This is a genomic window from Planctomicrobium aquicomposti, from assembly GCF_051466325.1.
In the GTDB taxonomy this organism is placed as follows: Bacteria; Planctomycetota; Planctomycetia; order Planctomycetales; family Planctomycetaceae; genus Planctomicrobium.
Genome location: NZ_CP195792.1, coordinates 4,596,166 through 4,617,065 on the forward strand (window position 1 = coordinate 4,596,166; position 20,900 = coordinate 4,617,065).

A 20,900-nucleotide genomic window follows, 5' to 3' on the forward strand; every position below is an offset into this window, starting at 1 on the left:
CGCCAATATGACGTGCTCGTTGATTCGAGTCAATCAGATGTCCGCCGAGTCTGAAGAATTCAGACATCGGTCTGGACACATTCTGAAAAATCTGTAGAACGCTACGAATCATCTCCCACTGAATGGGGCTTCCGTGGTTCAGCCGCCAACCAGGAAGCATCACCCGCAACCGATATGGTCGGTTCTTCAGCGCGACCCCCTTCTTTGAAAATCCTGATTTATTCGATGAATTTCTGGCCCGAACCGACGGGAATCGGCAAGTATTCCGGAGAAATGGGAGCTTGGCTCGCCCGGAATGGCCATGAAGTTCGCGCAATCTGCTCTGCCCCCTATTACCCCCAGTGGCAAGTGCAGCCCGGCTACTCGGGCGCAAAGTATCAGCAGGAGTCCTGGGAGGGAGTCGACGTTCGTCGTGCCCCAGCCTGGATCCCCGCTCGCCCCAAGGCGCTCACCAGGATTCTCTATCTGTTGATCTTTGCTATTACGAGTCTCCCGAGCCTGATCCGTAGCCTGTTCTGGAAACCTGACCTGATCTTCGTTGTCGAGCCTCCGTTCTTCTGTGCCCCCGCCGCTTGGCTGGCCGCCCGCTGCTGCGGTGCAAAGTGCTGGATTCATATTCAGGATTTCGAAATTGATGCCGCACTCGATCTGGGAATTCTGAAGGCCCCCGGACTCCAGCGACTGACGTACGGGCTGGAACGCTGGCTGCTGCGTCGCTTTGACCGCCGATCGACAATTTCTCCCCGGATGCTGGATCGCCTGAACCAGAAGACGGGGACCGACGTGACGAATGTGCACTGTCCGAACTGGGTCGACATCAGCCAGATTGCGCCACTGTCCCGCCCCAGCAGTTTCCGGGCAGATCTGAACCTCCGCAGTGATCAGAAGGTCGCCCTGTACTCCGGCAACATGGGGGACAAGCAGGGGCTGGAAATCGTGATCGAGGCAGCCCGCATCCTGCAGTCGCGAACCGATCTGATTTTCGTCATGTGTGGCGCCGGAGCGGCGTACGAACGGTTACGACAACTGGGGAAGGAACTGCCCAACCTCATCTGGCTGCCCGTGCAGCCAATCGAAAAGTTAAACGAGCTTCTCAATCTTGCCGATGTTCACCTGCTGCCACAGCGTGCGGATGCCGCCGATCTCGTCATGCCCTCCAAGTTGACGGGAATGCTGGCGAGTGGACGCCCCGTGCTGGCAACCGCTCTCCCCCAGACCCAGGTGTATGAACTGGTCCAGCAAGTCGGACGCCTGACCCCTCCGGGAAATGCAGAACAATTCGCATTGGCACTCACGGAAATGATTGATCAGACCGATGAACGGTTGCGACAAGGTGGAGAATCGAGAAGAATTGCCGAATCAGAACTCGGCCAAGACGCCATACTTCAAAAGTACGCTCAACTTTTTGAACAATGTCTGACATCAGAACGGATAGTTGTCACGTGAGAAAAAAAGCACTGATTACTGGCATCACCGGACAGGATGGGGCCTATCTGGCTGAGTTTCTGTTAAACAAGAACTACGAAGTGCACGGCATCAAGCGCCGGTCATCTTCTTTCAATACCGATCGCATCGATCACCTCTATCAGGATCCCCACGAGAGCGACCGCCGGTTCGTCCTCCACTACGGCGATCTGACCGATGCCACGAACCTGATCCGGGTCGTTCAACAGGTTCAACCGGACGAGATCTATAACCTGGGCGCGCAGAGCCACGTGGCGGTCTCGTTTGAAACCCCCGAATACACCGCGAACTGCGATGCACTGGGAACCCTGCGGCTGCTGGAAGCAATCCGCATCCTGAAGCTGGAAAAGAAAACCCGGCTGTATCAGGCCTCCACTTCGGAACTGTACGGCAAAGTCCAGAAAATCCCGCAGGATGAGGAAACACCGTTCTACCCGCGCTCCCCGTATGCCGTCGCCAAGCTGTATGGCTTCTGGATCATCAAGAACTATCGCGAAGCGTATGGAATCTATGCCTGCAACGGGATTCTGTTCAATCACGAATCCCCGACCCGTGGTGAGACGTTTGTCACCCGCAAAATCACGCGTGCCATCGCCCGCATCAAGCTCGGACTGCAGTCCTGCCTGTATCTGGGCAATCTCGACGCCAAGCGAGACTGGGGTCACGCCCGCGACTACGTCGAAATGCAGTGGCTGATGCTGCAGCAGGATGAGCCGGAAGATTACGTCATCGCGACCGGCCAGCAGTATTCGGTGCGGGAATTCGTCGATATCGCCGCCCGCCAGCTCGGAATTGAAATCCGCTGGGAAGGGGAAGGCGTCAACGAACGGGGCATCAACACCGCCAATGGCGAGTGCATTGTCGCTGTCGATCCCCGTTATTTCCGTCCGACGGAAGTCGAAACGCTGCTCGGTGACCCAACGAAGGCCCGCACCAAGCTGGGCTGGGAACCACGAACCACCTTCGCGGAACTGGTGCAGGAGATGGTCGAGCACGACCTCGCCATCGCCCAGCGCGATCAGGTGGTCAACAAGGCGGGCTTCAAGACGTTCAATTACCACGAATAACTCGTCATGAACAAATCATCTCGCATCTTTGTTGCCGGACATCGCGGTCTGGTCGGTTCGGCCATTGTTCGCCGGCTGCAGGAAACCGGCCACGACAACCTGCTGCTGCGTGGACGGAACGAACTCGACCTGACGTCACAGGCGGCGGTCGACTCGTTCTTTCAGGCCCAGCGGCCGGAGTATGTGTTCCTGGCTGCTGCCAAAGTCGGCGGCATCCATGCGAACAACAGCTACCCCGCCGACTTCATTCGCGAAAACCTGCAGATCCAGACCAACGTCATCGACTCCGCCTACCGGGCCGGAGTCAAGAAGCTCATCTTCCTGGGCTCCTCCTGCATCTATCCGCGCATGGCGCCGCAGCCGATCCCGGAAGCGGCGCTCCTGACCGGTCCGCTCGAAGCGACAAACGAGTGGTACGCCATCGCCAAGATCGCCGGCATCAAGATGTGCCAGGCGTATCGTCGGCAGTACGGGTTTCTCGCGATCAGCCTGATGCCGACCAACCTGTACGGACCGGGCGACAACTTTGATCTCGCCAATTCCCATGTCCTGCCCGCTCTGATCCGTAAGTTTCATGATGCCAAACTGCGCGGGGACCAGACGGTCACTGTCTGGGGGACCGGCACACCCCGTCGTGAGTTCCTGCATGTCGACGACATGGCGAACGCCAGCGTTTTTCTCGCGCAGAACTATGAAGACGAACAGCTGATCAACGTGGGGACCTCCAGCGACGTGACGATCGCTGAACTGGCCAGCCTGGTTCAGCAGGCGGTCGGGTTCGCAGGGAAAATCGTCTACGACACGAGCAAGCCCGATGGGACACCGCGCAAGCTGATGGATTCGAGTCGACTGCTCTCATTGGGATGGGCTCCCCGGGTCTCACTGGCGGACGGTATTGCGTCGACCTACCAGTGGTTTCTGCAGCAACTGGAGCAGACTCCGGACTCACTGCGGTTTGAACAACCCGCCACCGCGGCAGGGTAAGGGTTTTGCAAGAAGATCGCCCCGAGCCTGTTCGGGTCAAATGGATGCCGGGTCAGTCATCCGGAAAAACCTACACCGGCATCGCGTGATCCTCGCGAATGGACAACGCCTAACCCTGTGTGGGGAATGCGATTTTCCGAATCTGGGGGAGCAGGTGATGCCCCGAAGACTCCTGCGGATCAGCGTGGCGTTCTTCGCAGCCTGCAATCTCACAAAACCGCCGACGTCAAATGGCGCAGCGTGAGATTTGAGCAGAACACCCGGTCCATCCGCCTAACGTGCCACCTTTACCGCCCCTCGGGATTCTTCCCGAGAGACGCTTCCGCGCGATTTGTGGCTCTTTCACCACGGTGATCACTTGCCCCCGGGGTGATGTGTCAATCTGCACCAGATCATTCCGCGCCGTTTACGGAACCTGAACTAGGGTGGAACAGTGAGGACTGCTGCGCGGTCTGCGTCGAGTCCTCGGGCGATTCAGTTCCGGGAAGTCGACTCGCTGTCCACCTCCCCTGTCTGTCGTAGAAACAGAATTTTCTGGAGGGGAAATGATCTTCGGGGCCCAGTTCATCCAGTCGCCTGCCAATCTCCTCCCCCGACGTCGACGTCGCGCGGTCGCCTGTGCAACAGAAACGGAGATCTTCGAGTCGCGCATTCTGCTAGCCGCCGGAACTCAGTTGCCCCTCGTCAGCGGTCAGACCACTACATTCACCGATGCCGATGGCAGCCGTGTTTCTCTGCGGCTCCGGGGTCCGGGGAGCGGAACCGTGACGATCCACGAGGGGATGATGGAATCCCTGGAACTCCACGACACCACGTCCCGCAGCAGCCTGACGATCGTCTCGCGCGGGGGCCGTGTCGCCGGAACGACAATTCAGTCGGTCACCATTCACGGCGCCGCCGGGCAAACACAGGTCTTCGGAACCTTCAAAGGAACAGCCCTCTCCCTGAATGCCAATGGACAGTTCCACGCCGACGGTGGAGTGGGCAAAATTCATGTCCAGAACCTGGAAGCCGGGTCGCAGGTTCACATCGACGGATCATTGAACCACTTTTACGCTCGCGATGTTCTGGCCCAGATTGACGTCGCCGCCACACTGGAACGCTTTACAGCACGGAACCTCGGGCCCGGCGCGGCAGTCCACGGCGGCACCCTGAAGACGGTCCGGGTCACTCAACTGGTCGACGACGCCACGATTCAGGCGGGTGATGGGGGCTGGAGTCGTGGCTTCTTCAAAAATGTGGAGAACTCACATCTCGCATCCCATTCCGTCATTGGCGGCATGCACATTCGAGGGGAGTTCATCGGATCGACGCTGACGGTCAACATGATCGCAGGCACCGACGGCAACTTCTCCTCGCTGGATGATCAGGTCTACAACACGAGCTTTGCGGGCTCGATCGACACTCTGCACCTCAAAGGTCCCCTGTCGAGCGATAGCCGGATCGTCACCAGCGGCAAGATTCACAAAACATCCGGCAAAGGGATGAAGCTGGCGGAAGAACAGAATGCCTGGCAGTTCGCAGCCAGCACATTTATTCCACTGAGCGTGGTTCTCGACGAGGGAGCCAATCTCGGTTCCGGAGCCGATGGCATCTGGATCGCCGTCTTCGGACAGGAAATTGCGACTCCCGGCCCCGGACAGGTCCCTCCCGTGGGGACGACGTATTACCTCGTCGCTTCAGAGATCAGTTCCGGAAATCCAATTGCCCAGTCGACCGCCGGGCTCTACCCCGGCCCGTCGACGCCCGATCAGGCGATTCTTCCGAGCTCCACTCTGGCTGCGTGGGGAAACCATCTCAGCTTGCCGGTTCCCCCTCCCGGGAACCAGTACACAGGCCGGATCCTCATTTCTGTCGGAGCGCCGATTCAGGCTCAGGTCTCGCCGTCAAACGGAACCGTCGCCTCTCCGAATCCCGCGAACGGAACCGACCCCAGCAACGGCACCATCTACGATTTCCTCGAGTTCACTGTCACGAACTTCAGCGGCGTGCCGAATCTTGATATCGACACGTCACAGGTCGATGCCTTCGGACTGCCGATGCAGCTGCAGTTCTTTGAGGACTCCGCAGGGACCAAGCCGTTCAACACGACGTTCACCGGATCGACGACCAAGGGGAGCAACGTCATCACCGGTATCACGAACACGACGAACCTCGGTCAGGGGGACTTCATTACGGGACCAGGCATTCCCCCCGGAGCCACGATTCAGACACTCGTCGGTGCTTCCAAAAACAGCCCGGGCTCCGTCACCATCAATCAGTACGCCACCGCCACCCAGACCGGCGCTTCGTTCGTCAGCCACGCGGGAGGTCCGGTCGGTGTGCAGGCGGCACGCAATGACATCCTGGCCACCACCGGCAAGGACTCGTACCTGAGCTTTATCAACTCGAAGATCACCAGTACCAATCAGGCTGCCCGTCCGTTTCTCGAAAGTTACGCCGCCCTGCCCACCTTTGCCGCCACGCAGCGCAGCGGGCCCATTCTCTCTGCTTCGAATGCAGGACCGATTGTCGTCAACAGTCCGAATCATGGCCTGACAACAGGCGATGTGGTGACGATCAGAGGAGAACTCGGCAACACCGCAGCCAACGGAACCTTCCAGGTCACCGTCGTCGATTTGAACAACTTCTCGCTGAACGGCAGTCACGGGAATGGAGCCGACAATGGAGGCGGCACGTGGCAGCAAGGAACGATTACGGGTGCAACTGCCTCCGGCGAGATCGTCATCACCACGCTGTCTACAGCGGGTCTGGAGAACGGCGACCTGATCAAGATCGAAGGGATCCTCGGCAACCCGGGGGCCAACGGCCTGTTCACGATCACCGACGTGACCAGCACCACGTTCAAGCTCGTCAACTCGCAGGGGACCGGAACCTACACAATGGGAGGGATCTGGTCCCTCTACGATTCCACCCCGCCGCGGCTGGTCTCGCCGAAAGATGTCGTCGAGCAGTTCCTGAACGCCTCCAATCCGGACGCACTGAACAACTATTTCAACGAGACGATCGACGCGTTCTTCCTGAAATATTTCACGGGCACGATCGGCAAACACACCGGAGGCGGAGAAACCTTCACGCTCATCTCCGACGCGTCCACGAGTGCTGTCGTTTACAGCGGGCAGACGGTCGCTGTCGGCAACAATTATGTGCTGCGGCTCAACGCCACCACCGGCACCGCTGCGGAGAAAGCGGTCAACTACGATATCTACTATCCGTTCTTCGAGACCAATCTCCCGGACCCCTCCATTTACGAGCCGATTTTCTACGTCACGGGAGCGACTGCCCCCTCGTGGATCATCAGCGCGGGACAGCAATACGAGTCCGCCTCGCAGATGATTTTCGCCTGCGATGCGGTCTTCGCCGACAACAACTCCCGCGGCTTTACAGGAACGGCGTCCCTCGTACTGGGAGACCTCGAAGACTCCATCTCCGCCGCCTTCAACCGCGGACTCGCGCTCTACAACTCCAGCAGTTGGGGTGACCCCCGCAACTGGTTCCTGAACACCGACGTCAACAATGGCATCTACAATTACTGGGTCGAATACTGGCATCAGACCGGCCTGACGTCGGGCGATCTGGCCTACGCCTTCCCCTATGACGACAAGTTCGGAGCCAGCACCAACCTCAACCAGAACAACGTCGGTCTGGCGAAAATCACGCTGGGAACATGGACCAGCACCGCGCAGGCCTCCTCGATCACCGCATTCAAGGATTTCCCGGTCATTGCCCAGCAGGGAGGCCAGGTCACGCTGACGGCCCAAGTCACCAGCACGGGGACGCCAAGCGGCACGGTCACGTTCTACATCAATGGGGTTCCGGTCAACTCAGTAAACAGCACCGCGACCCCGCCGCTCCAGCCCGTGTCGATCAACAACGAAGGGATCGCCACGCTGACCGCCACCCTGCCAGCACTTCCTGATGGCAGTATTACCCATACCTACACGGTTTCGGCCGTCTACTCCGGCGATGGCACGCATCTTCCGAGCGTCTCCACACGATCACTGCAGCTGGTCGGCTCGAACGGTGATTTCCCGATCGCGGTCAGCCCGTCGTCCGGTTCCGCCGGAGCGACCGTGACGATCACCGGCACCCTGCCCGGCACGAATCCTGCGGGAACGGTTGAACTCATTTTCGCCCGCAGCGATGGCTCCGAGCCGCAGTCCCTCAAGACGCTGACTGTCTCAGGAAACAATCTCAACACCCAGGTGACCCTTCCCGACACCGTCATTCACATCACCGGCACAATCGCCGCCGGCACGCTGACACAGGTCGACGGGGTCACGAACCTTGTGGACATCATCCCGGGACAGGCCATTGCGGCCTCCAACATTCCCGCCGGCACCACTGTGGCCGGATCAGTTCCCGGGCAACTGACTCTCTCCCACGCCGCGACCCAGAGTGGCATCGTCATGCTGCGGATTGGGAACCAGACCTTCCAGGCGACCCTGACGGAGGGGAGCAACGTCCTGACCGGTGTTCTCAACGTGGACTGGCAGGCGACGGGAGACATCATCCACGGACCGGGAATTCCGGAGCACACGACGATTCAGGGAATCACCCCCGGCAGTCTGACGCTAAGTGCCGCCGGGACGGCCGGTGCGGTCTCCGCCACCGTCAGCGGCGTGAATCAGGTCTTTCAGATTCAGGCGTTCTATCAACCGACAAGCGGATCGGCATTGACCGGCCTGACCCAGTATCAAATCACCTCCTGAGCATATTCGCGCCGGTCCGCAAGCGGAAATCCGGGGATTCGCCACAGTCAAGAAACCGAATAAATTCCCCCCCGTCGATCCATTCTCAGCCGGTTGTACAAACCGTAGAATCGGCAGCCATTCCTATGGATTGGCTGGCATGGACCCGCTGCGTCTGGACATACTTCCACAACCGAACGATACGACCTGCGGGCCGACCTGCCTGCATGCGGTCTATCGGTATTTCGGGGAAGACATTGCTCTCGACAAGGTGATCCGGGAAGTCGGCCAGCTGGAGCAAGGGGGAACGCTGGCGGTGATTCTGGGGTGTCATGCCCTGCGCCGCGGCTACGATGCGACCCTCTACACCTACGACTTGCGGGTGTTCGACCCGACCTGGTTTGGTTCCGAGGCCCCGATCGATCTGGCCCAACGGCTCACCGCTCAAATGGCGGCCAAGGCTTCTCCGCGACTCCACACCGCAACGATCGCCTATATCGATTTTCTGCGGCTGGGGGGCAAACTGCGGATGGAGGTCCTGACGATCGACCTCATCCGCCGCCATCTGAAACGGGAAACGCCGATCCTCACCGGTCTGAGCGCCACGTTTCTCTACGGGGAAATGCGTGAGTATTGTCCCGAGAATCCGCCGCCGGGACGAACGACTGTCCAGGATGATGTCCGGGGATTTCCCGCCGGACATTTCGTCGTACTATGCGGTTACGACCCGGAGACGCGGACGGTCCTCGTCGCGGATCCGCTCGAAGCCAACCCATTTGCCAAGGACCGGCAGTATTCAGTGGACATTGATCGAGCATTTTCCGCCATCATGCTGGGCATTGTGACCTACGACGCGAATCTGCTGATCATTCGTCCGAAAGCCCAAAAGGGAGTGATGCGGCATGCCCGCAGTGATCGTGACTGATAACGTCGACGATTGGCCCGAAGACATCCCCAACGTTGAAATCGTCGATGCGTGGCGCTACGTCACGGACGAAGAATTCGCCGGACGCCGAAACGTCAAGCTGTTCAACCTCTGCCAGTCGCTCAAATACCAGAGCACGGGATACTACGTCTCGTTGCTGGCGGAAGCCCGCGGCCACAAGCCGATGCCGGGCGTCATCGCGCTGCAGGACCTCAAGTCTCCGGCGATGATCCGCTTTGTCGGCGAAGAACTCGATGATCTCATCCAGAAATCTCTCGGACCGCTGCAGTCCGAAGAATTCGAGCTGAGCATCTACTTCGGCCGCAACATGGCCCGACGCTACGAACGCCTCAGCCGCCAGCTCTTCAACATGTTCCAGATCCCGCTGATGCGGTTTCGATTCGCCCGCAACGGCAGCTGGCAGATCCGCAGCGTCAAGGCCCTCGGCACCAACGAAGTCCCCGAGATCCATCACGCCTTCATGATCGACGCCGCCGAGAAACACTTCGCGGGGGGAGCCACCGCACGACATAAACCCAAGCCGATGCGGTTCGATCTGGCTATTCTGCACGATCCGGATGAACGGGAAGCGTCCCCTTCCAACGAAGGAGCCCTGAAGAAATTCGTCAAGGCAGCGGAAAGCCTCGGCATCGCCGCCGAACTGATCACGCGCGATGATTACGGCCGTCTGATGGAGTTCGACGCCCTGTTCATCCGCCAGACGACCGGCATCAACCACTACACCTATCGGTTCGCACGGCGGGCCACCAACGAGGGGCTCGTCGTCATCGACGACCCGGTCTCGATCGCCCGCTGCACGAACAAGGTGTATCTCGCCGAACTGCTGACGAAACACAAAATCCCGACTCCCCGCACCCTGGTCGTCCATCGCGACAACGCCGAGGACATCGCCCGGACACTCGGCTTCCCCTGCGTGCTCAAGAAGCCTGACAGCTCCTTCTCGCAGGGTGTGGTCAAGGTGCACAACGAAGAGGACCTGTACGTTCGACTCAAAGAGTTCTTCAATCAGTCGGAACTGCTTGTCGCCCAGGAATTCCTGCCCACAACGTTCGATTGGCGCATCGGAATTCTCGATCAGCGACCGTTCTTCGCCTGCCAGTACTTCATGGCTCCCGGGCATTGGCAGATCATTCACTGGTCCAAACAGGGGGATGACCGCTACGGAAACTTTGCCACGGTGCCGATCGAACTCGCCCCGCGCAAGGCGGTGCAAATCGCCCTCAAGGCAGCCAACCTGATCGGCGACGGCCTGTACGGCGTCGACGTCAAAGAGTCGGACGGCCAGTTTTACATCATCGAAGTCAACGACAACCCGAACATGGATTCCGGTTGCGAAGATCAGGTGTTGCGAGATGAACTCTACCGGCGTGTGATGGAATCGTTTCTGCGACGGATCGAGCAAAAGAAAGCTGGGCTGCCGCCGCGCTGAGAGGAGACCCCTCGTTCACGCTTCGGGCTCCGTTCTGATGCTTCGGGCTCTGCTGAGTTTCCTGATCTCTTTCGACCGATGCCTGTTGGCCACCCCCCTATGACGTACCACCTCTTTGACGCCTTCGGCATCGAACTCGAATACATGATCGTCGACGCTGACACGCTCAACGTCCGGCCGATTTCCGATCATGTCCTGCGCGATGCGCAGGGAGAGATTGCCTCGGATGTCGACCACGGGCCGATCTCGTGGTCAAACGAGCTGACTCACCACGTCATCGAGATCAAAACCAACGGACCGACTGCCGATCTGTCGCCGTTGGCTACGGAATTCCAGGCGAACGTCAACCGACTAAACGCACAGCTCGCGTCCGCTCACGCCTGTCTGCTGCCGACAGCCATGCATCCCTGGATGAATCCCGACCGGGAAATGCAGCTGTGGCCTTACGACTACAACGTCGTCTACGCAGCCTTCGACCGCATCTTCAACTGCAAGGGGCATGGCTGGGCGAACCTCCAGAGCATGCACATCAACCTCCCCTTCGCCAACGATGCGGAGTTCGCACAGCTGCACGCTGCGATCCGGCTGGTGCTTCCGATCCTGCCGGCGCTCGCAGCCAGTTCTCCGTTGATGGAAGGACAGACGACCTCCACCCTCGATTCCCGGCTGGAGGTCTACCGCAAGAATTCGCGCAAGATTCCGTCCATCGCCGGTCGGGTGATTCCCGAACCGGTCTACGATCAGGCCACCTACGACCGTGAAATCTTCCAGCGCATGTTCGCCGAGATCGCTCCTCATGACCCTGATGGTGTCCTGCAGGAGGAGTTCCTCAACGCCCGGGGTGCGATCGCCCGCTTCAGCCGTGGAGCCATCGAGATTCGCGTCATCGATCTGCAGGAATGTCCCGCCGCCGATCTCGCCATCGCCCAGCTGACGGTCGCCACCTTGAAGCAGCTGGTCGCCCAGGGCTGGACCGGAACCGCCGAGCAGCAGGCCTTCAGTGTCGATCAGCTGGAACCGATCCTGCTCGCCACCATTCAGCAGGCTGATGCGGCGGTGATTCGTGACGCCGCGTATCTGCGGCAGTTCGGGTACTTCGGCTCCACAGCCACCGCGCGAGAACTGTGGCAGCATCTGGCAGCGCAATGTTCCCTCGATCTGCCTGCGTTGCAGACGATCCTGAATCAGGGTTGTCTGTCCCGGCGAATTCTGCAGGCGCTCCAGACTTCGGCGCAGCCGACAACGACACCCGAAGCTGTCCCTGCCGACCGGTTGCGGGAAGTCTACCAGGAGCTCGCCCGGTGTTTGTCAGCGGGTGAAATGTTCCTCGCTCACTGAGCAATCGTTCCCAGTCTTTTTGCGGGCAGAACCGTGAGTCGACAGCGGCCGCTGCAACTCGTCATCACCTGTGAGCACGGCGGCAACGAGATTCCGTCGGCCTACCGCACAGCGTTCCGCGCGGCCCGCGAGGCCTTGAACTCACATCGTGGCCACGATCCCGGGGCACTGGCACTCGCCCAGTTGCTCGCCAACACCTTTCAGGCGCCACTCTGCTCGGAAACCGTATCGCGTTTACTGATCGAACTGAACCGCTCTCCCGGGCACCCCCGACTCTTTTCCGAGTTCAGCCGCGTCCTCCCCGCCGACGTGCGGCAGTCTCTGGTGGAGACATTTTATACTCCCTATCGCGAGCGGGTGGAGGCGACGATTCGCCGCTCGCTGAAAGCGGGTCCGGTCCTGCATGTTTCAGTGCACTCGTTTACCCCGGTGATGAACGAGAAGACCCGCCGCACGGATATCGGCCTGCTGTTCGATCCGGCGCGGGAACTGGAGTCCGCCATCTGCCGACACTGGAGGAAGACGCTGCAGGGAGAACTCCCGGATCACAAAATTCACTTCAATCTCCCCTATCGCGGCACTTCCGACGGTTTCACCGTCACGCTGCGGAAGATGTTTGCCGACCGCGATTACGCGGGGATCGAGATCGAGGTCAATCAGAAGTTTCCCCTCGGCAACCGGGGGGAGTGGAATTGGATCCAGCGGGGAATCTGCGAGTCGCTGGGAACACTGCTGACCACCTGGCAGAAATCGGACCGCCCCGCCGCATCACGCTGACTCCGGACAATCCCTCCGATTCCTTCCGGAACGTCCAAGAGACGACGAATCCGGTGAGCGCTCACTTTCCCCGCAGCCGCACAGCGGTAAAATTCTGGAATCGCAATTGATTCTGCATTCCGATGCAGGCGGGATTCGAACCTGCCACGTCGACGGGAACGTTCACTTTCTGGACGGGCCGCCACGAGGCATTCCCCAGAGTATCCTCGAGACCGATTCGCATGCCTACCTATGTTTATGAAGTCGTCAACGCCGACGGTTCCGGCGGCGAAACGTTCGAAGTGATCCAGTCCATTTCGGAACCCCCGCTCACCGAGCATCCGCGCACGCTGCAGCCGGTGCGGCGGGTCATTCAGCCTCCCTTTATCGGTGGCAGCTGGACCGAAGCGTCGATGAGCAAAAACGTCAAAGATGACAAAAAGCTCGATCGACTGGGCTTCACGAAGTATGTGAAAGCGGGCGATGGGATCTACGAAAAGCGGGCGGGCAAAGGCCCGGATGTGATCTCCCGCGATGCCCCGCTCCCTGGCGACAGCTTCAAGCATCTCGACTGAACCACGGCGTGGGTCTGTTCAGCCGCCGCCGACCAGGGTCACGATTTCCAGCTCGTCTCCCGGATGAATAACACACTCGGCATGCTTCTGCCGGGGGACGAGATCGCGATTCCGCTCGACAGCGAGAAACCGTGGATCCAACTCCAGCTCTTTCAATAATTCGGCGATCGTGATCCCCTCCGCCAGCTCGCGCGGAGCACCATTCAATTGAACCTGCACTCGAAACCCCTGCTCCCAGAGCGTACTGAATCAGATCGATCGGTCCTCGCCACGCGGACATCCGCCTTCATCAAGCGTGATCCGCGGGCCGGGAAAAGAGCCATCGGCTCAAAGACGCTCGACTCATTTTGTGGAACGTGCCCTCCGGTCCTGAAACAGCGACTGGCACGATTCCTTCCACCCGATAGCATAGAGAGTGACCACGACTCTTTCCCATCGAGGCGGAGAAAATGACGATGGCAGCGTTGCCCCTTCACGGCCGGCGGATTTTGTGCTTCGTCGGCGACATTTACGAAGATCTGGAGCTGTGGTATCCCAAACTCCGGCTGGAAGAAGCGGGCGCGCAGGTCGTTGTCGCCGGGGAAGAGGCGGGGCAGAAATATTCCGGCAAGCACGGATACCCCTGTGTCTCGGACGCCGCGATCCGCGACATGAACGTTGACGATTTCCAGGGAGTGCTTTGCCCGGGCGGCTTCATGCCCGACAAACTTCGTCGCGACGCCAAAGTCCTCGAACTGGTGCACGGGTTTCATGAGCGGGGACAACTCGTGGCAGCCATCTGCCACGGAGGCTGGATTCCGATTTCCGCGAAGGTCTACCGCGGGGTGCGGGTCACCGGCTCTCCCGGTATCAAGGACGATCTCGAGAATGCCGGCGCCGTGTGGGAAGACGCCAGCGTCGTCGTCGACCGACATTTCATCAGCAGCCGCAAGCCGGATGACCTCCCCGACTTCTGCCGGGCGATTATCGAGTTTCTCGGTCGCTCAGCCCAATAGCACCTCAAAGGGCCGCCGCTTCCTGCTCCAGATAGCGACGGAGGGCATCCTGCCAAGGGGGGAGGACATGGCCTGTGACCGCCGCGAGCTGTTCACAGTTCAAGACGCTGTAGCCCGGCCTTTCCGCTTTGGTCGGGTATGCCGCCGAGGGAATCGGATTCACCCGCGTGGGGAGTCCGCTCAGACGCAGCGCTTCCCGGGCGACGTCGTACCACGTGGTCGAACCGGAGTTTGTCGCATGATACAGACCGTAGGCCTCGGTCCTGATCAGAGCCTGAATGGCCCGCGCGAGGTCAGCGGTGTAAGTGGGAACACAGTGCTGATCGTTGACAACCTTCAACTCCGGTCGTTCCCCCGCCAACCGGAGCATCGTCTTCACGAAGTTCCCTTTGCTCCGCGTGGCTGCGCGTCCATACAGGCCGCAGGTCCGCACAATGAAATGCCGTTCGCAGTGAGAGCGGACCGCCTCTTCCCCTGACAATTTGCTCCGACCATAAACCCCCAGTGGAGCTGGTTCATCCGTTTCCCGGTAAGGGATGGAGCGTTCCCGATCCCCCCCGAAGACATAGTCGGTGCTCACATGCAGCAGCGCGGCTGCATGAGACTGACACCACTCCGCCAGCAACCGCGGACCGGTTGCATTGACGAGCAGCGCCTGTTCAGGTTCGACCTCTGCCTGATCGACGAGATTGTATGCTGCGGTATTGATCACCAGTGCCGGGCGAATCGCCGAGAGTGTCTGCGACAACGAAGCCGGATCAGTGATGTCGATCTGCTCGTGAGTCAGCGGCACGACTTCATCGAGAACGGCTGCCAGATCGGTTCCGAGTTGGCCTGCTGCACCGATCAGCGCGATCCGCATGAATCTGTTCCGCAAGAAGACGCCCGGTGCACCTGTGGGAGCCGGGAGAGAACGAGGAAGTGTCTGCACAGACAATAAAAAAACCGCGTGATGATTTCACGCGGTCTGCGACACACTCGCATGGCGACGATTCAGCGACATTGCCACTGAACGGGCTGGGGAGAAAGGCGCCCCCCTTGAACCTTCCCGAAGGAAGATTCTCACCGATCTCCGAGCCACCATTAAAATCGGCAGAGTCGAACGTGACATTGAGATTTTTCAAACTTCCCCTTGACGTTCTCTGAAGATTGCCGGCCCCCGCCACGGGGAGAGTGGGGTTCCACTGAAATCCTGAAGTTTTCACGCAATCGCTGATCAAGATTGCAAAAAATTTCTCCGGAGAACTCGCTCCTGCAGCCGGTCTGGTTGCAGCACTGACATTCCGCCGCGTCCGGAGCCCCGCCTGCCACAGTTCTTCTGCGGAGACATTTCAGATCGCCTCGACTGCGGCCCGGACTTCGGATTCGCGGTGCTCACGCGGCAGCTCCCGACGGGGGCGGGGAGCTTCGGCAGTCGGGTCCAGTTCCAGAGCCGACAGTTCCCCTCGCAACACCCGCACACCCCCCGGAGCATCGATACCGATCTTCACCGAACCGCTCGCCGTCCGGATCACCTTCACGATGATGTTGTCGCCGATTTGCAGATATTCCTGAGACTTACGTGAGATCACGAGCATGGCTTTTTACTCCGCAGATGAGAATTCGTAAGGAAGGGACTCGGGAGAGGATGAGTCGGTGTGATGCAAAAATCATTATGCACCCGTCGTGCCAATTCCGAATTTCCCGTCAGCGGACGAACCAGGTAATTTCACGAAGACAAAAGACGGCGAAGGAGTTACGTCTCGCCTAGAATTTTGGAACGAACCTTTTTCAAGCGGTCTGCTCCCTTCGGAGCAGCCCCTTGGGTCTGTAAAATCGGGAATCGATCACTGCAACAGATGCAATCGGCTGGGCGAGCAGCATGCTCCCTGAAATCGCGGCGGCCTCGCTGTCTGCGGCCACGGCCCGGCACAACAATGCAGATCTCACGCGTCATTGCTTCAGAGGAACGGAAACCGGGAATGTGGATCTCAGAGGTCTTTGAATCCGTACAGGGAGAAGGGCGCTGGCTCGGCGTTCCCAGCGGTTTCATCCGTTCCAGTGGCTGCAACCTCCGATGCTGGTTTTGCGACACTCCGTACACCTCCTGGCAGCCCGAAGGGTCCGAGCGTTCGCTGGAAAGTCTGCTGGAGGAAGTGAGCCACTATCGGGCCCAGCACATCGTTCTGACCGGCGGCGAGCCGCTGCTGGTTCCCGATCTGGTCCCGCTGTCGCAGGAACTGAGCGCCCGCGGTTACACCATCACCATCGAGACCGCCGGCACGGTGTTTCGTCCTGTCGTCGCCGATCTGATGTCCATCAGCCCCAAGCTCTCCAACTCCACACCCCGCGATTCCAGCTGGTCGGCCCGACACGACCAGCGCCGACATCGTCCCGACGTTATTCGTCAGCTGACGCAGAACTACGACTACCAGCTCAAGTTCGTGATCGATACCCCTGCCGATCTGCAGGAAGTCGAACGCTATCTGGAAGAATTTCCCCACCTGAATGCGGAGCAGGTCTATCTGATGCCGCAAGGTGTCGAGGCGGAGATCGTGACTCCGAAACTGGAGTGGTTGAAGGACGCCGCCGCCCTCCGGGGCTGGCAGGTCACCCCTCGACTGCATATCGAGCTGTTCGGTAACACCCGCGGTACCTGAAGTTCCCGGTGCATTGTCGATCCTCGCGTTTACCCCATAAACTGGGTTCATGACGACCCCTTCCCAGCCCGATCAGACCCGACAGGACCGGCTGGTGTTTTACCCGGTGGCTGTCGTCGGAGCGGTTTTCTGCATCACGGTCCTCGCCAGTACCGTCTCCCTGTTCAGCGATCCCGACCATCCTCTGAGCCGCTGGATGCAGAAATACGGAACCCGGGCGCTGGTGCTCGAAACCATTCTGCTGATTGCGACCGCCCTGCTTGCCATGACCATTGACCGTTTCAAGACGTTGAAGCAGCAGCAACTCCGACGTTCGCCTGCCCTCCGCTCTCCGGCAGAGCAGCCTGCGGAGGTGCCGCATGTGGACTAAGATCTGCGGCGTGACTTCTCTCGATCAGGCCCTGCAGATTGCAGCGCTCGCGCCGGATGCCCTGGGACTGAACTTCTACCCCCCCTCTCCCCGCAGCGTCACTCCACGCGTGGCACGGGAGATCATCAGCCAGCTCCCTTCTTCGGTCAGGCCGGTCGGCGTCTTCGTAAATCACTCGGTCGACGAGATCCGCGAAATCTGCCACAGCACGGGACTGCGCACCGTCCAGCTGCATGGCGACGAGCCCATCGAAACCGCCGCCCAATTGCAGGAGTTCGATCTGATTCGTGTCTTCCGCATCACGGGTCAGGACTTTTCCGGAGTCGCTGCAGCACTCGCCGAGTATGCCGCCCGACAGATCCCGCTGCTGGCCTGTCTCGTCGACGCCAAAGTCGACGGCGCCTATGGAGGGACCGGACATCTGGCTCCCTGGCAGGCACTTGCGGAACATTGGGACCCGGAATGGCCGCCCCTCATCCTGGCGGGGGGCCTGACTCCGGAAAATGTGGCGGACGGCATTGAAACGGTCCGTCCTTTTGGAGTCGACACCGCCAGCGGTGTTGAAGATCGTCCCGGTCAAAAGAATCTCGACGCGGTGCGACAATTCCTGACACGAGCCCGGCAGACCACTGAGAATCATGCAACCTGAAATCCGCACCGCTCTCGAACAACTGATTTCCGGCGAGTCCCCCGATCGTCTGCAAATGGAGCAGGCGACAACCGCCATCATGTCGGGCCGCTGTGACGAGGTCGAGATCGCGGCCCTGCTGACCGGCCTGGCTGTGCAGGGAATCCAGCCGGCCCATCTGGCGGGAGTCTCGTCCGTCATGCGGGCGCGCTGCACGAAGATCCGTTCCCGACGGCAAGGGTTGATGGACACTTGCGGCACGGGGGGCGACCGGTTGCATACGTTCAACATCAGCACCGCCACCGCACTGGTCGTGGCGGCCGCCGGTGTTCCCGTGGCCAAGCACGGCAACCGGAGCGTCAGCAGTTCGAGCGGTTCGGCGGAAGTGCTGGAGACATTGGGAGTCAATATCTCGCTGACCGCCGAGCAGGCGGGGGCGTGTCTGGATGAACTTGGCATCTGCTACTGCTATGCCCGGCTACTACATGAGGCGATGAAGCATGTCGGCCCCGTGCGGCAGAAACTCACGGTCCCGACCATCTTCAATCTTGTTGGTCCGTTGACGAACCCCGCCGGCGCCGAGTTCCAGCTACTCGGCTCGCACCGGAACACGAACGCAGAGAAAATTGCCCACGCGGTCCGCGAGCTGGGAACCACCCGGGCCTTCGTCGTCTGCGGAAACAACGAACTGGATGAAGTCGCGCTCTGGGGATCGACCCGCGTCTGGGAGATCGAAGGAGACCAGGTCCGCACACACACCTGGACCGCCGCGGACTTCCACCTCCCCGAGTGTCGGGTGGAGGACCTGCGGGTGAACTCGGCTGCCGAAAGTGCGGCGATCATTCGTGGGGTCCTCGCCGGAGAACAGGGCCCCGCCCGCAATATGGTGTTAGCCAACACAGCGGCGGCACTGCTCTGCCATCGTGCGGTCGCCTCGCTGGAAGAGGGAGTTGCGGAAGCGGCCCGGACCATCGACAGCGGTGCTGCGGCGGATCTGCTGCAGCGTCTGATCACCTGGACCAATCAGCAATAGAGCAGGTTGCTCTTTCCCGTCCCAGCGCAGCAGGCGTTTCATTGGGGGATTACGGACATCCGCGTGGCGAGAATGGGGCCAGCAACAACTTTCAATGCAACAGGTCGGGACAAGACGTTTCCCGGCAGTGGCGGTGTCGCCGCCACGAAGCACCAACCGGCAGACCGGAGGGCATCACGCTCAACCGGCGTCACGCTGTCCGGCCACTCCCAGCGAAGCCGCCTGACGCATCAGGTCCGACGGAGCATTCTTCACAAGGGCGACCTCTTCGAACGAACTCTTTTGCGACAGTTCGATCGGCAGCCGAACGGTAAAGGTACTCCCCTTCCCGAACTCGCTTTCCAGAAAGACCTCTCCCCCCAACAGCTTGGAAAGCTCCTGAACGATCGAGAGCCCCAGTCCGGTTCCCTCGTATTCGCGGGTCAGCGAATCACTTCCCCGCAGATTGCTACCCTGACGGAACTTTTCGAAGATCAGCGTCTGATCCTCCAGCGGAATTCCAATTCCCGAGTCGGCTACGACAAGATCAAACCGGTTCCCCGGCGCGTGCTGCGCCGCGACCCGGATCCGGCCCCCCTCCGGAGTGAACTTCACCGCATTGGAGAGCAGATTGAACAGAATCTGCTGCAGCTTCCCGACATCCTGCGTGATGATCGGCAGTGTCTCATCCACGCTCCACTGCATATCGATGTTCTTCTTTTCGACAGCAGGCCGCATCGACAACGTCAGCCGGTCGATCAGGTCTTCCATCGAGAACTCGACCACGTTGATCTTCATTCGACCGGCCTCGATATTGGCCAGATCCAGAATATCGTTGATCAGAATCAGCAGGTTCTGTCCCGAGGTCCGGATGTTCTGCAGATACTTCCGCTGCTTGTCGGAGAGGTTCGGGGCATCGGCCAGCACATCGCTGAATCCGAGAATGCTGTTCAACGGCGTCCGCAACTCGTGACTCATCGTCGCGAGGAATTCGTTTTTGATCTTGTTCATCTCGTGCAGCGACAGGTTGGCCCGCGCCAGTTCATCGACCTTGCCATCGAGGTCGGTGTTCACGAGCCGGAGCTCATCCTGCGTCGAGAGCAGTTGCCGCAACATCCGGTTGAACGCATGGCTGAGTTCCTGAAACTCATCGCCTGTGCGGATATCGGCGCGCTGGTCCAGTTCGCCATGGGCAATCGCGTCACTCACGTCCTTCAGGTGCATCACCGGCTTGACGATTACATACCGGACAATGGTCAACGCGGCGAGCATGGCCAACGTCGCGGTCACAATCGCCATGATCAACAGGATCGCGTTGTTCTTGGCCACGTTCGCCTGCGTCGCTTCCAGAGGAAACGTGACGCGGGCCACACCCATCCGGTCGCCGACCGCCTTCACGATGGGAGCCTGCGCCTGGTGGCATTGCAGACAAACGTCGGCTGCCACCACCGGCTGAAACACGTGATACAACAGCGATTTGGTGTCTTTGTAAACGAATGACGGCTCGTTCCGCAAAACGATGCTGTCGTAGGCTTCGTGCTCGAACGGTTCGCTGGCCCGGCGTTCGGGCGACCTCTCGGTGTCGACCGGAATGAATTTCCAGGTGTCGTCCCGCAGCTCTTCGGGCTTGAGCGTGTTACTCAACTTCTTCACATACGCTTTCATCGAATCCGGAACATCACTCGCGTAGTGAATCGTTTCGATGTTCTGCGCAATCAGCAGCTGGGCCCGCTCGAGATAGGTTGCGTTCACGATCCGCAGCGTCAGCTGGGCATAGAAGTAAAAGCTCCCGGTGATCAGCATCGCCAGCACAAGGCCGAACAGCAACCGGCACTTGCGTTCCAGGCTGTTCTCGCCGAGCAGTTTTTTGAACGTGCGGTAAGACATATCAGCTGTGGGCGGAGAACTTCCGCCGGATCATGATCGGATTCGAGGAACGCAGGGTTTCATGCAACCCCGATGGTCGGCTGAACCTGGTCATCCTCCTCTCGCATCCCGGTGTGACC

The 20,900-nt window shown here is 59.8% G+C and carries 18 protein-coding genes; 14 read left to right on the forward strand and 4 right to left on the reverse strand.

Annotated features, from left to right (window positions below; genetic code table 11):
* The first annotated feature begins 174 nt into the window (after nt 1-174).
* The 9 genes from SH664x_RS17680 (at nt 175) to SH664x_RS17720 (ending at nt 13,250) form a co-directional block, all read left to right on the forward strand.
* Nucleotides 175-1,446, forward strand: a complete 1,272-nt coding sequence (locus SH664x_RS17680) for a glycosyltransferase WbuB (RefSeq protein WP_437203127.1) — start codon at nt 175-177, stop codon at nt 1,444-1,446.
* On the forward strand, nt 1,443-2,531 hold the full coding sequence (gene gmd / locus SH664x_RS17685) for a GDP-mannose 4,6-dehydratase (protein WP_437203128.1): 1,089 nt from the start codon (nt 1,443-1,445) through the stop codon (nt 2,529-2,531). The genes SH664x_RS17680 and gmd overlap by 4 nt, the downstream gene beginning before the upstream one ends.
* A 6-nt stretch (nt 2,532-2,537) precedes the next feature.
* Nucleotides 2,538-3,515 (forward strand): GDP-L-fucose synthase, encoded by a 978-nt coding sequence (gene fcl / locus SH664x_RS17690; protein WP_437203130.1) that lies wholly within the window; start codon nt 2,538-2,540, stop codon nt 3,513-3,515.
* 545 nt (nt 3,516-4,060) lie between these two features.
* Nucleotides 4,061-8,227 (forward strand): beta-1,3-glucanase family protein, encoded by a 4,167-nt coding sequence (locus tag SH664x_RS17695; RefSeq protein ID WP_437203131.1) that lies wholly within the window; start codon nt 4,061-4,063, stop codon nt 8,225-8,227.
* 139 nt (nt 8,228-8,366) lie between these two features.
* Nucleotides 8,367-9,131 (forward strand): C39 family peptidase, encoded by a 765-nt coding sequence (locus SH664x_RS17700; protein ID WP_437203133.1) that lies wholly within the window; start codon nt 8,367-8,369, stop codon nt 9,129-9,131.
* Complete coding sequence (locus SH664x_RS17705; protein ID WP_437203135.1) at nt 9,109-10,581, forward strand: RimK family protein; 1,473 nt, start codon at nt 9,109-9,111, stop codon at nt 10,579-10,581. Before SH664x_RS17700 ends, SH664x_RS17705 begins: the two co-directional genes overlap by 23 nt.
* A 99-nt stretch (nt 10,582-10,680) precedes the next feature.
* Nucleotides 10,681-11,919, forward strand: a complete 1,239-nt coding sequence (locus SH664x_RS17710) for a carboxylate-amine ligase (protein WP_437203137.1) — start codon at nt 10,681-10,683, stop codon at nt 11,917-11,919.
* 33 nt (nt 11,920-11,952) lie between these two features.
* Nucleotides 11,953-12,696, forward strand: coding sequence for an N-formylglutamate amidohydrolase (locus SH664x_RS17715; RefSeq protein ID WP_437203138.1), 744 nt, complete (start codon nt 11,953-11,955; stop codon nt 12,694-12,696).
* Between the two features lie 221 nt (nt 12,697-12,917).
* Nucleotides 12,918-13,250, forward strand: a complete 333-nt coding sequence (locus SH664x_RS17720; protein WP_437203140.1) for an FmdB family zinc ribbon protein — start codon at nt 12,918-12,920, stop codon at nt 13,248-13,250.
* Nucleotides 13,251-13,268: 18 nt separating this feature from the next.
* Here the strand turns inward: SH664x_RS17720 and thiS are convergent, their stop codons facing one another.
* Complete coding sequence (gene thiS / locus SH664x_RS17725) at nt 13,269-13,469, reverse strand: sulfur carrier protein ThiS (RefSeq protein WP_437203142.1); 201 nt, start codon at nt 13,467-13,469, stop codon at nt 13,269-13,271.
* Nucleotides 13,470-13,699: 230 nt separating this feature from the next.
* On the opposite strand from thiS, the gene SH664x_RS17730 reads away from it, so the two are divergent.
* Nucleotides 13,700-14,245 carry a type 1 glutamine amidotransferase domain-containing protein gene (locus SH664x_RS17730; RefSeq protein ID WP_437203144.1) on the forward strand — a complete coding sequence of 182 codons (546 nt, stop codon included), beginning with the start codon at nt 13,700-13,702 and terminating at the stop codon, nt 14,243-14,245.
* Between the two features lie 4 nt (nt 14,246-14,249).
* On the opposite strand, the gene rfbD is transcribed toward SH664x_RS17730, so the two are convergent.
* Both rfbD and SH664x_RS17740 read right to left on the reverse strand, forming a co-directional pair.
* Complete coding sequence (gene rfbD / locus SH664x_RS17735) at nt 14,250-15,107, reverse strand: dTDP-4-dehydrorhamnose reductase (RefSeq protein WP_437203146.1); 858 nt, start codon at nt 15,105-15,107, stop codon at nt 14,250-14,252.
* Nucleotides 15,108-15,576: 469 nt separating this feature from the next.
* Complete coding sequence (locus SH664x_RS17740; RefSeq protein ID WP_437203147.1) at nt 15,577-15,822, reverse strand: carbon storage regulator; 246 nt, start codon at nt 15,820-15,822, stop codon at nt 15,577-15,579.
* 384 nt (nt 15,823-16,206) lie between these two features.
* Here SH664x_RS17740 and SH664x_RS17745 point away from each other — a divergent pair, with 384 nt between their 5' ends.
* The 4 genes from SH664x_RS17745 to trpD are packed head-to-tail and all read left to right on the forward strand — an operon-like array spanning nt 16,207 to nt 18,915.
* A complete protein-coding gene (locus tag SH664x_RS17745; protein ID WP_437203149.1) occupies nt 16,207-16,884 on the forward strand; it encodes a 7-carboxy-7-deazaguanine synthase QueE in 678 nt (225 codons plus the stop codon).
* 49 nt (nt 16,885-16,933) lie between these two features.
* The gene (locus SH664x_RS17750; protein WP_437203151.1) at nt 16,934-17,254 is read left to right on the forward strand and encodes a hypothetical protein; all 321 of its coding nucleotides are present in this window, start codon (nt 16,934-16,936) and stop codon (nt 17,252-17,254) included.
* Nucleotides 17,244-17,903, forward strand: coding sequence for a phosphoribosylanthranilate isomerase (locus SH664x_RS17755; protein ID WP_437203152.1), 660 nt, complete (start codon nt 17,244-17,246; stop codon nt 17,901-17,903). Before SH664x_RS17750 ends, SH664x_RS17755 begins: the two co-directional genes overlap by 11 nt.
* On the forward strand, nt 17,893-18,915 hold the full coding sequence (gene trpD / locus SH664x_RS17760; RefSeq protein WP_437203154.1) for an anthranilate phosphoribosyltransferase: 1,023 nt from the start codon (nt 17,893-17,895) through the stop codon (nt 18,913-18,915). Before SH664x_RS17755 ends, trpD begins: the two co-directional genes overlap by 11 nt.
* Before the next feature lie 180 nt (nt 18,916-19,095).
* On the opposite strand, the gene SH664x_RS17765 is transcribed toward trpD, so the two are convergent.
* Nucleotides 19,096-20,781: a sensor histidine kinase gene (locus SH664x_RS17765; RefSeq protein ID WP_437203156.1), complete on the reverse strand. Its 1,686-nt coding sequence runs from the start codon at nt 20,779-20,781 to the stop codon at nt 19,096-19,098.
* Between the last annotated feature and the right edge of the window lie 119 nt (nt 20,782-20,900).

Coding starts and splice junctions, on each gene's coding strand:
- SH664x_RS17720 (WP_437203140.1), top strand. CDS start 12,918: ATGCCTACCTATGTTTATGAAGTCGTCAACGCCGACGGTTCCGGCGGC.
- SH664x_RS17680 (WP_437203127.1), top strand. CDS start 175: ATGGTCGGTTCTTCAGCGCGACCCCCTTCTTTGAAAATCCTGATTTAT.
- SH664x_RS17765 (WP_437203156.1), bottom strand. CDS start 20,781: ATGTCTTACCGCACGTTCAAAAAACTGCTCGGCGAGAACAGCCTGGAA.
- rfbD (WP_437203146.1), bottom strand. CDS start 15,107: ATGCGGATCGCGCTGATCGGTGCAGCAGGCCAACTCGGAACCGATCTG.
- SH664x_RS17730 (WP_437203144.1), top strand. CDS start 13,700: ATGACGATGGCAGCGTTGCCCCTTCACGGCCGGCGGATTTTGTGCTTC.
- SH664x_RS17705 (WP_437203135.1), top strand. CDS start 9,109: ATGCCCGCAGTGATCGTGACTGATAACGTCGACGATTGGCCCGAAGAC.
- SH664x_RS17710 (WP_437203137.1), top strand. CDS start 10,681: ATGACGTACCACCTCTTTGACGCCTTCGGCATCGAACTCGAATACATG.
- SH664x_RS17755 (WP_437203152.1), top strand. CDS start 17,244: ATGTGGACTAAGATCTGCGGCGTGACTTCTCTCGATCAGGCCCTGCAG.
- SH664x_RS17695 (WP_437203131.1), top strand. CDS start 4,061: ATGATCTTCGGGGCCCAGTTCATCCAGTCGCCTGCCAATCTCCTCCCC.
- SH664x_RS17750 (WP_437203151.1), top strand. CDS start 16,934: ATGACGACCCCTTCCCAGCCCGATCAGACCCGACAGGACCGGCTGGTG.
- fcl (WP_437203130.1), top strand. CDS start 2,538: ATGAACAAATCATCTCGCATCTTTGTTGCCGGACATCGCGGTCTGGTC.
- SH664x_RS17745 (WP_437203149.1), top strand. CDS start 16,207: ATGTGGATCTCAGAGGTCTTTGAATCCGTACAGGGAGAAGGGCGCTGG.
- trpD (WP_437203154.1), top strand. CDS start 17,893: ATGCAACCTGAAATCCGCACCGCTCTCGAACAACTGATTTCCGGCGAG.
- SH664x_RS17740 (WP_437203147.1), bottom strand. CDS start 15,822: ATGCTCGTGATCTCACGTAAGTCTCAGGAATATCTGCAAATCGGCGAC.
- SH664x_RS17700 (WP_437203133.1), top strand. CDS start 8,367: ATGGACCCGCTGCGTCTGGACATACTTCCACAACCGAACGATACGACC.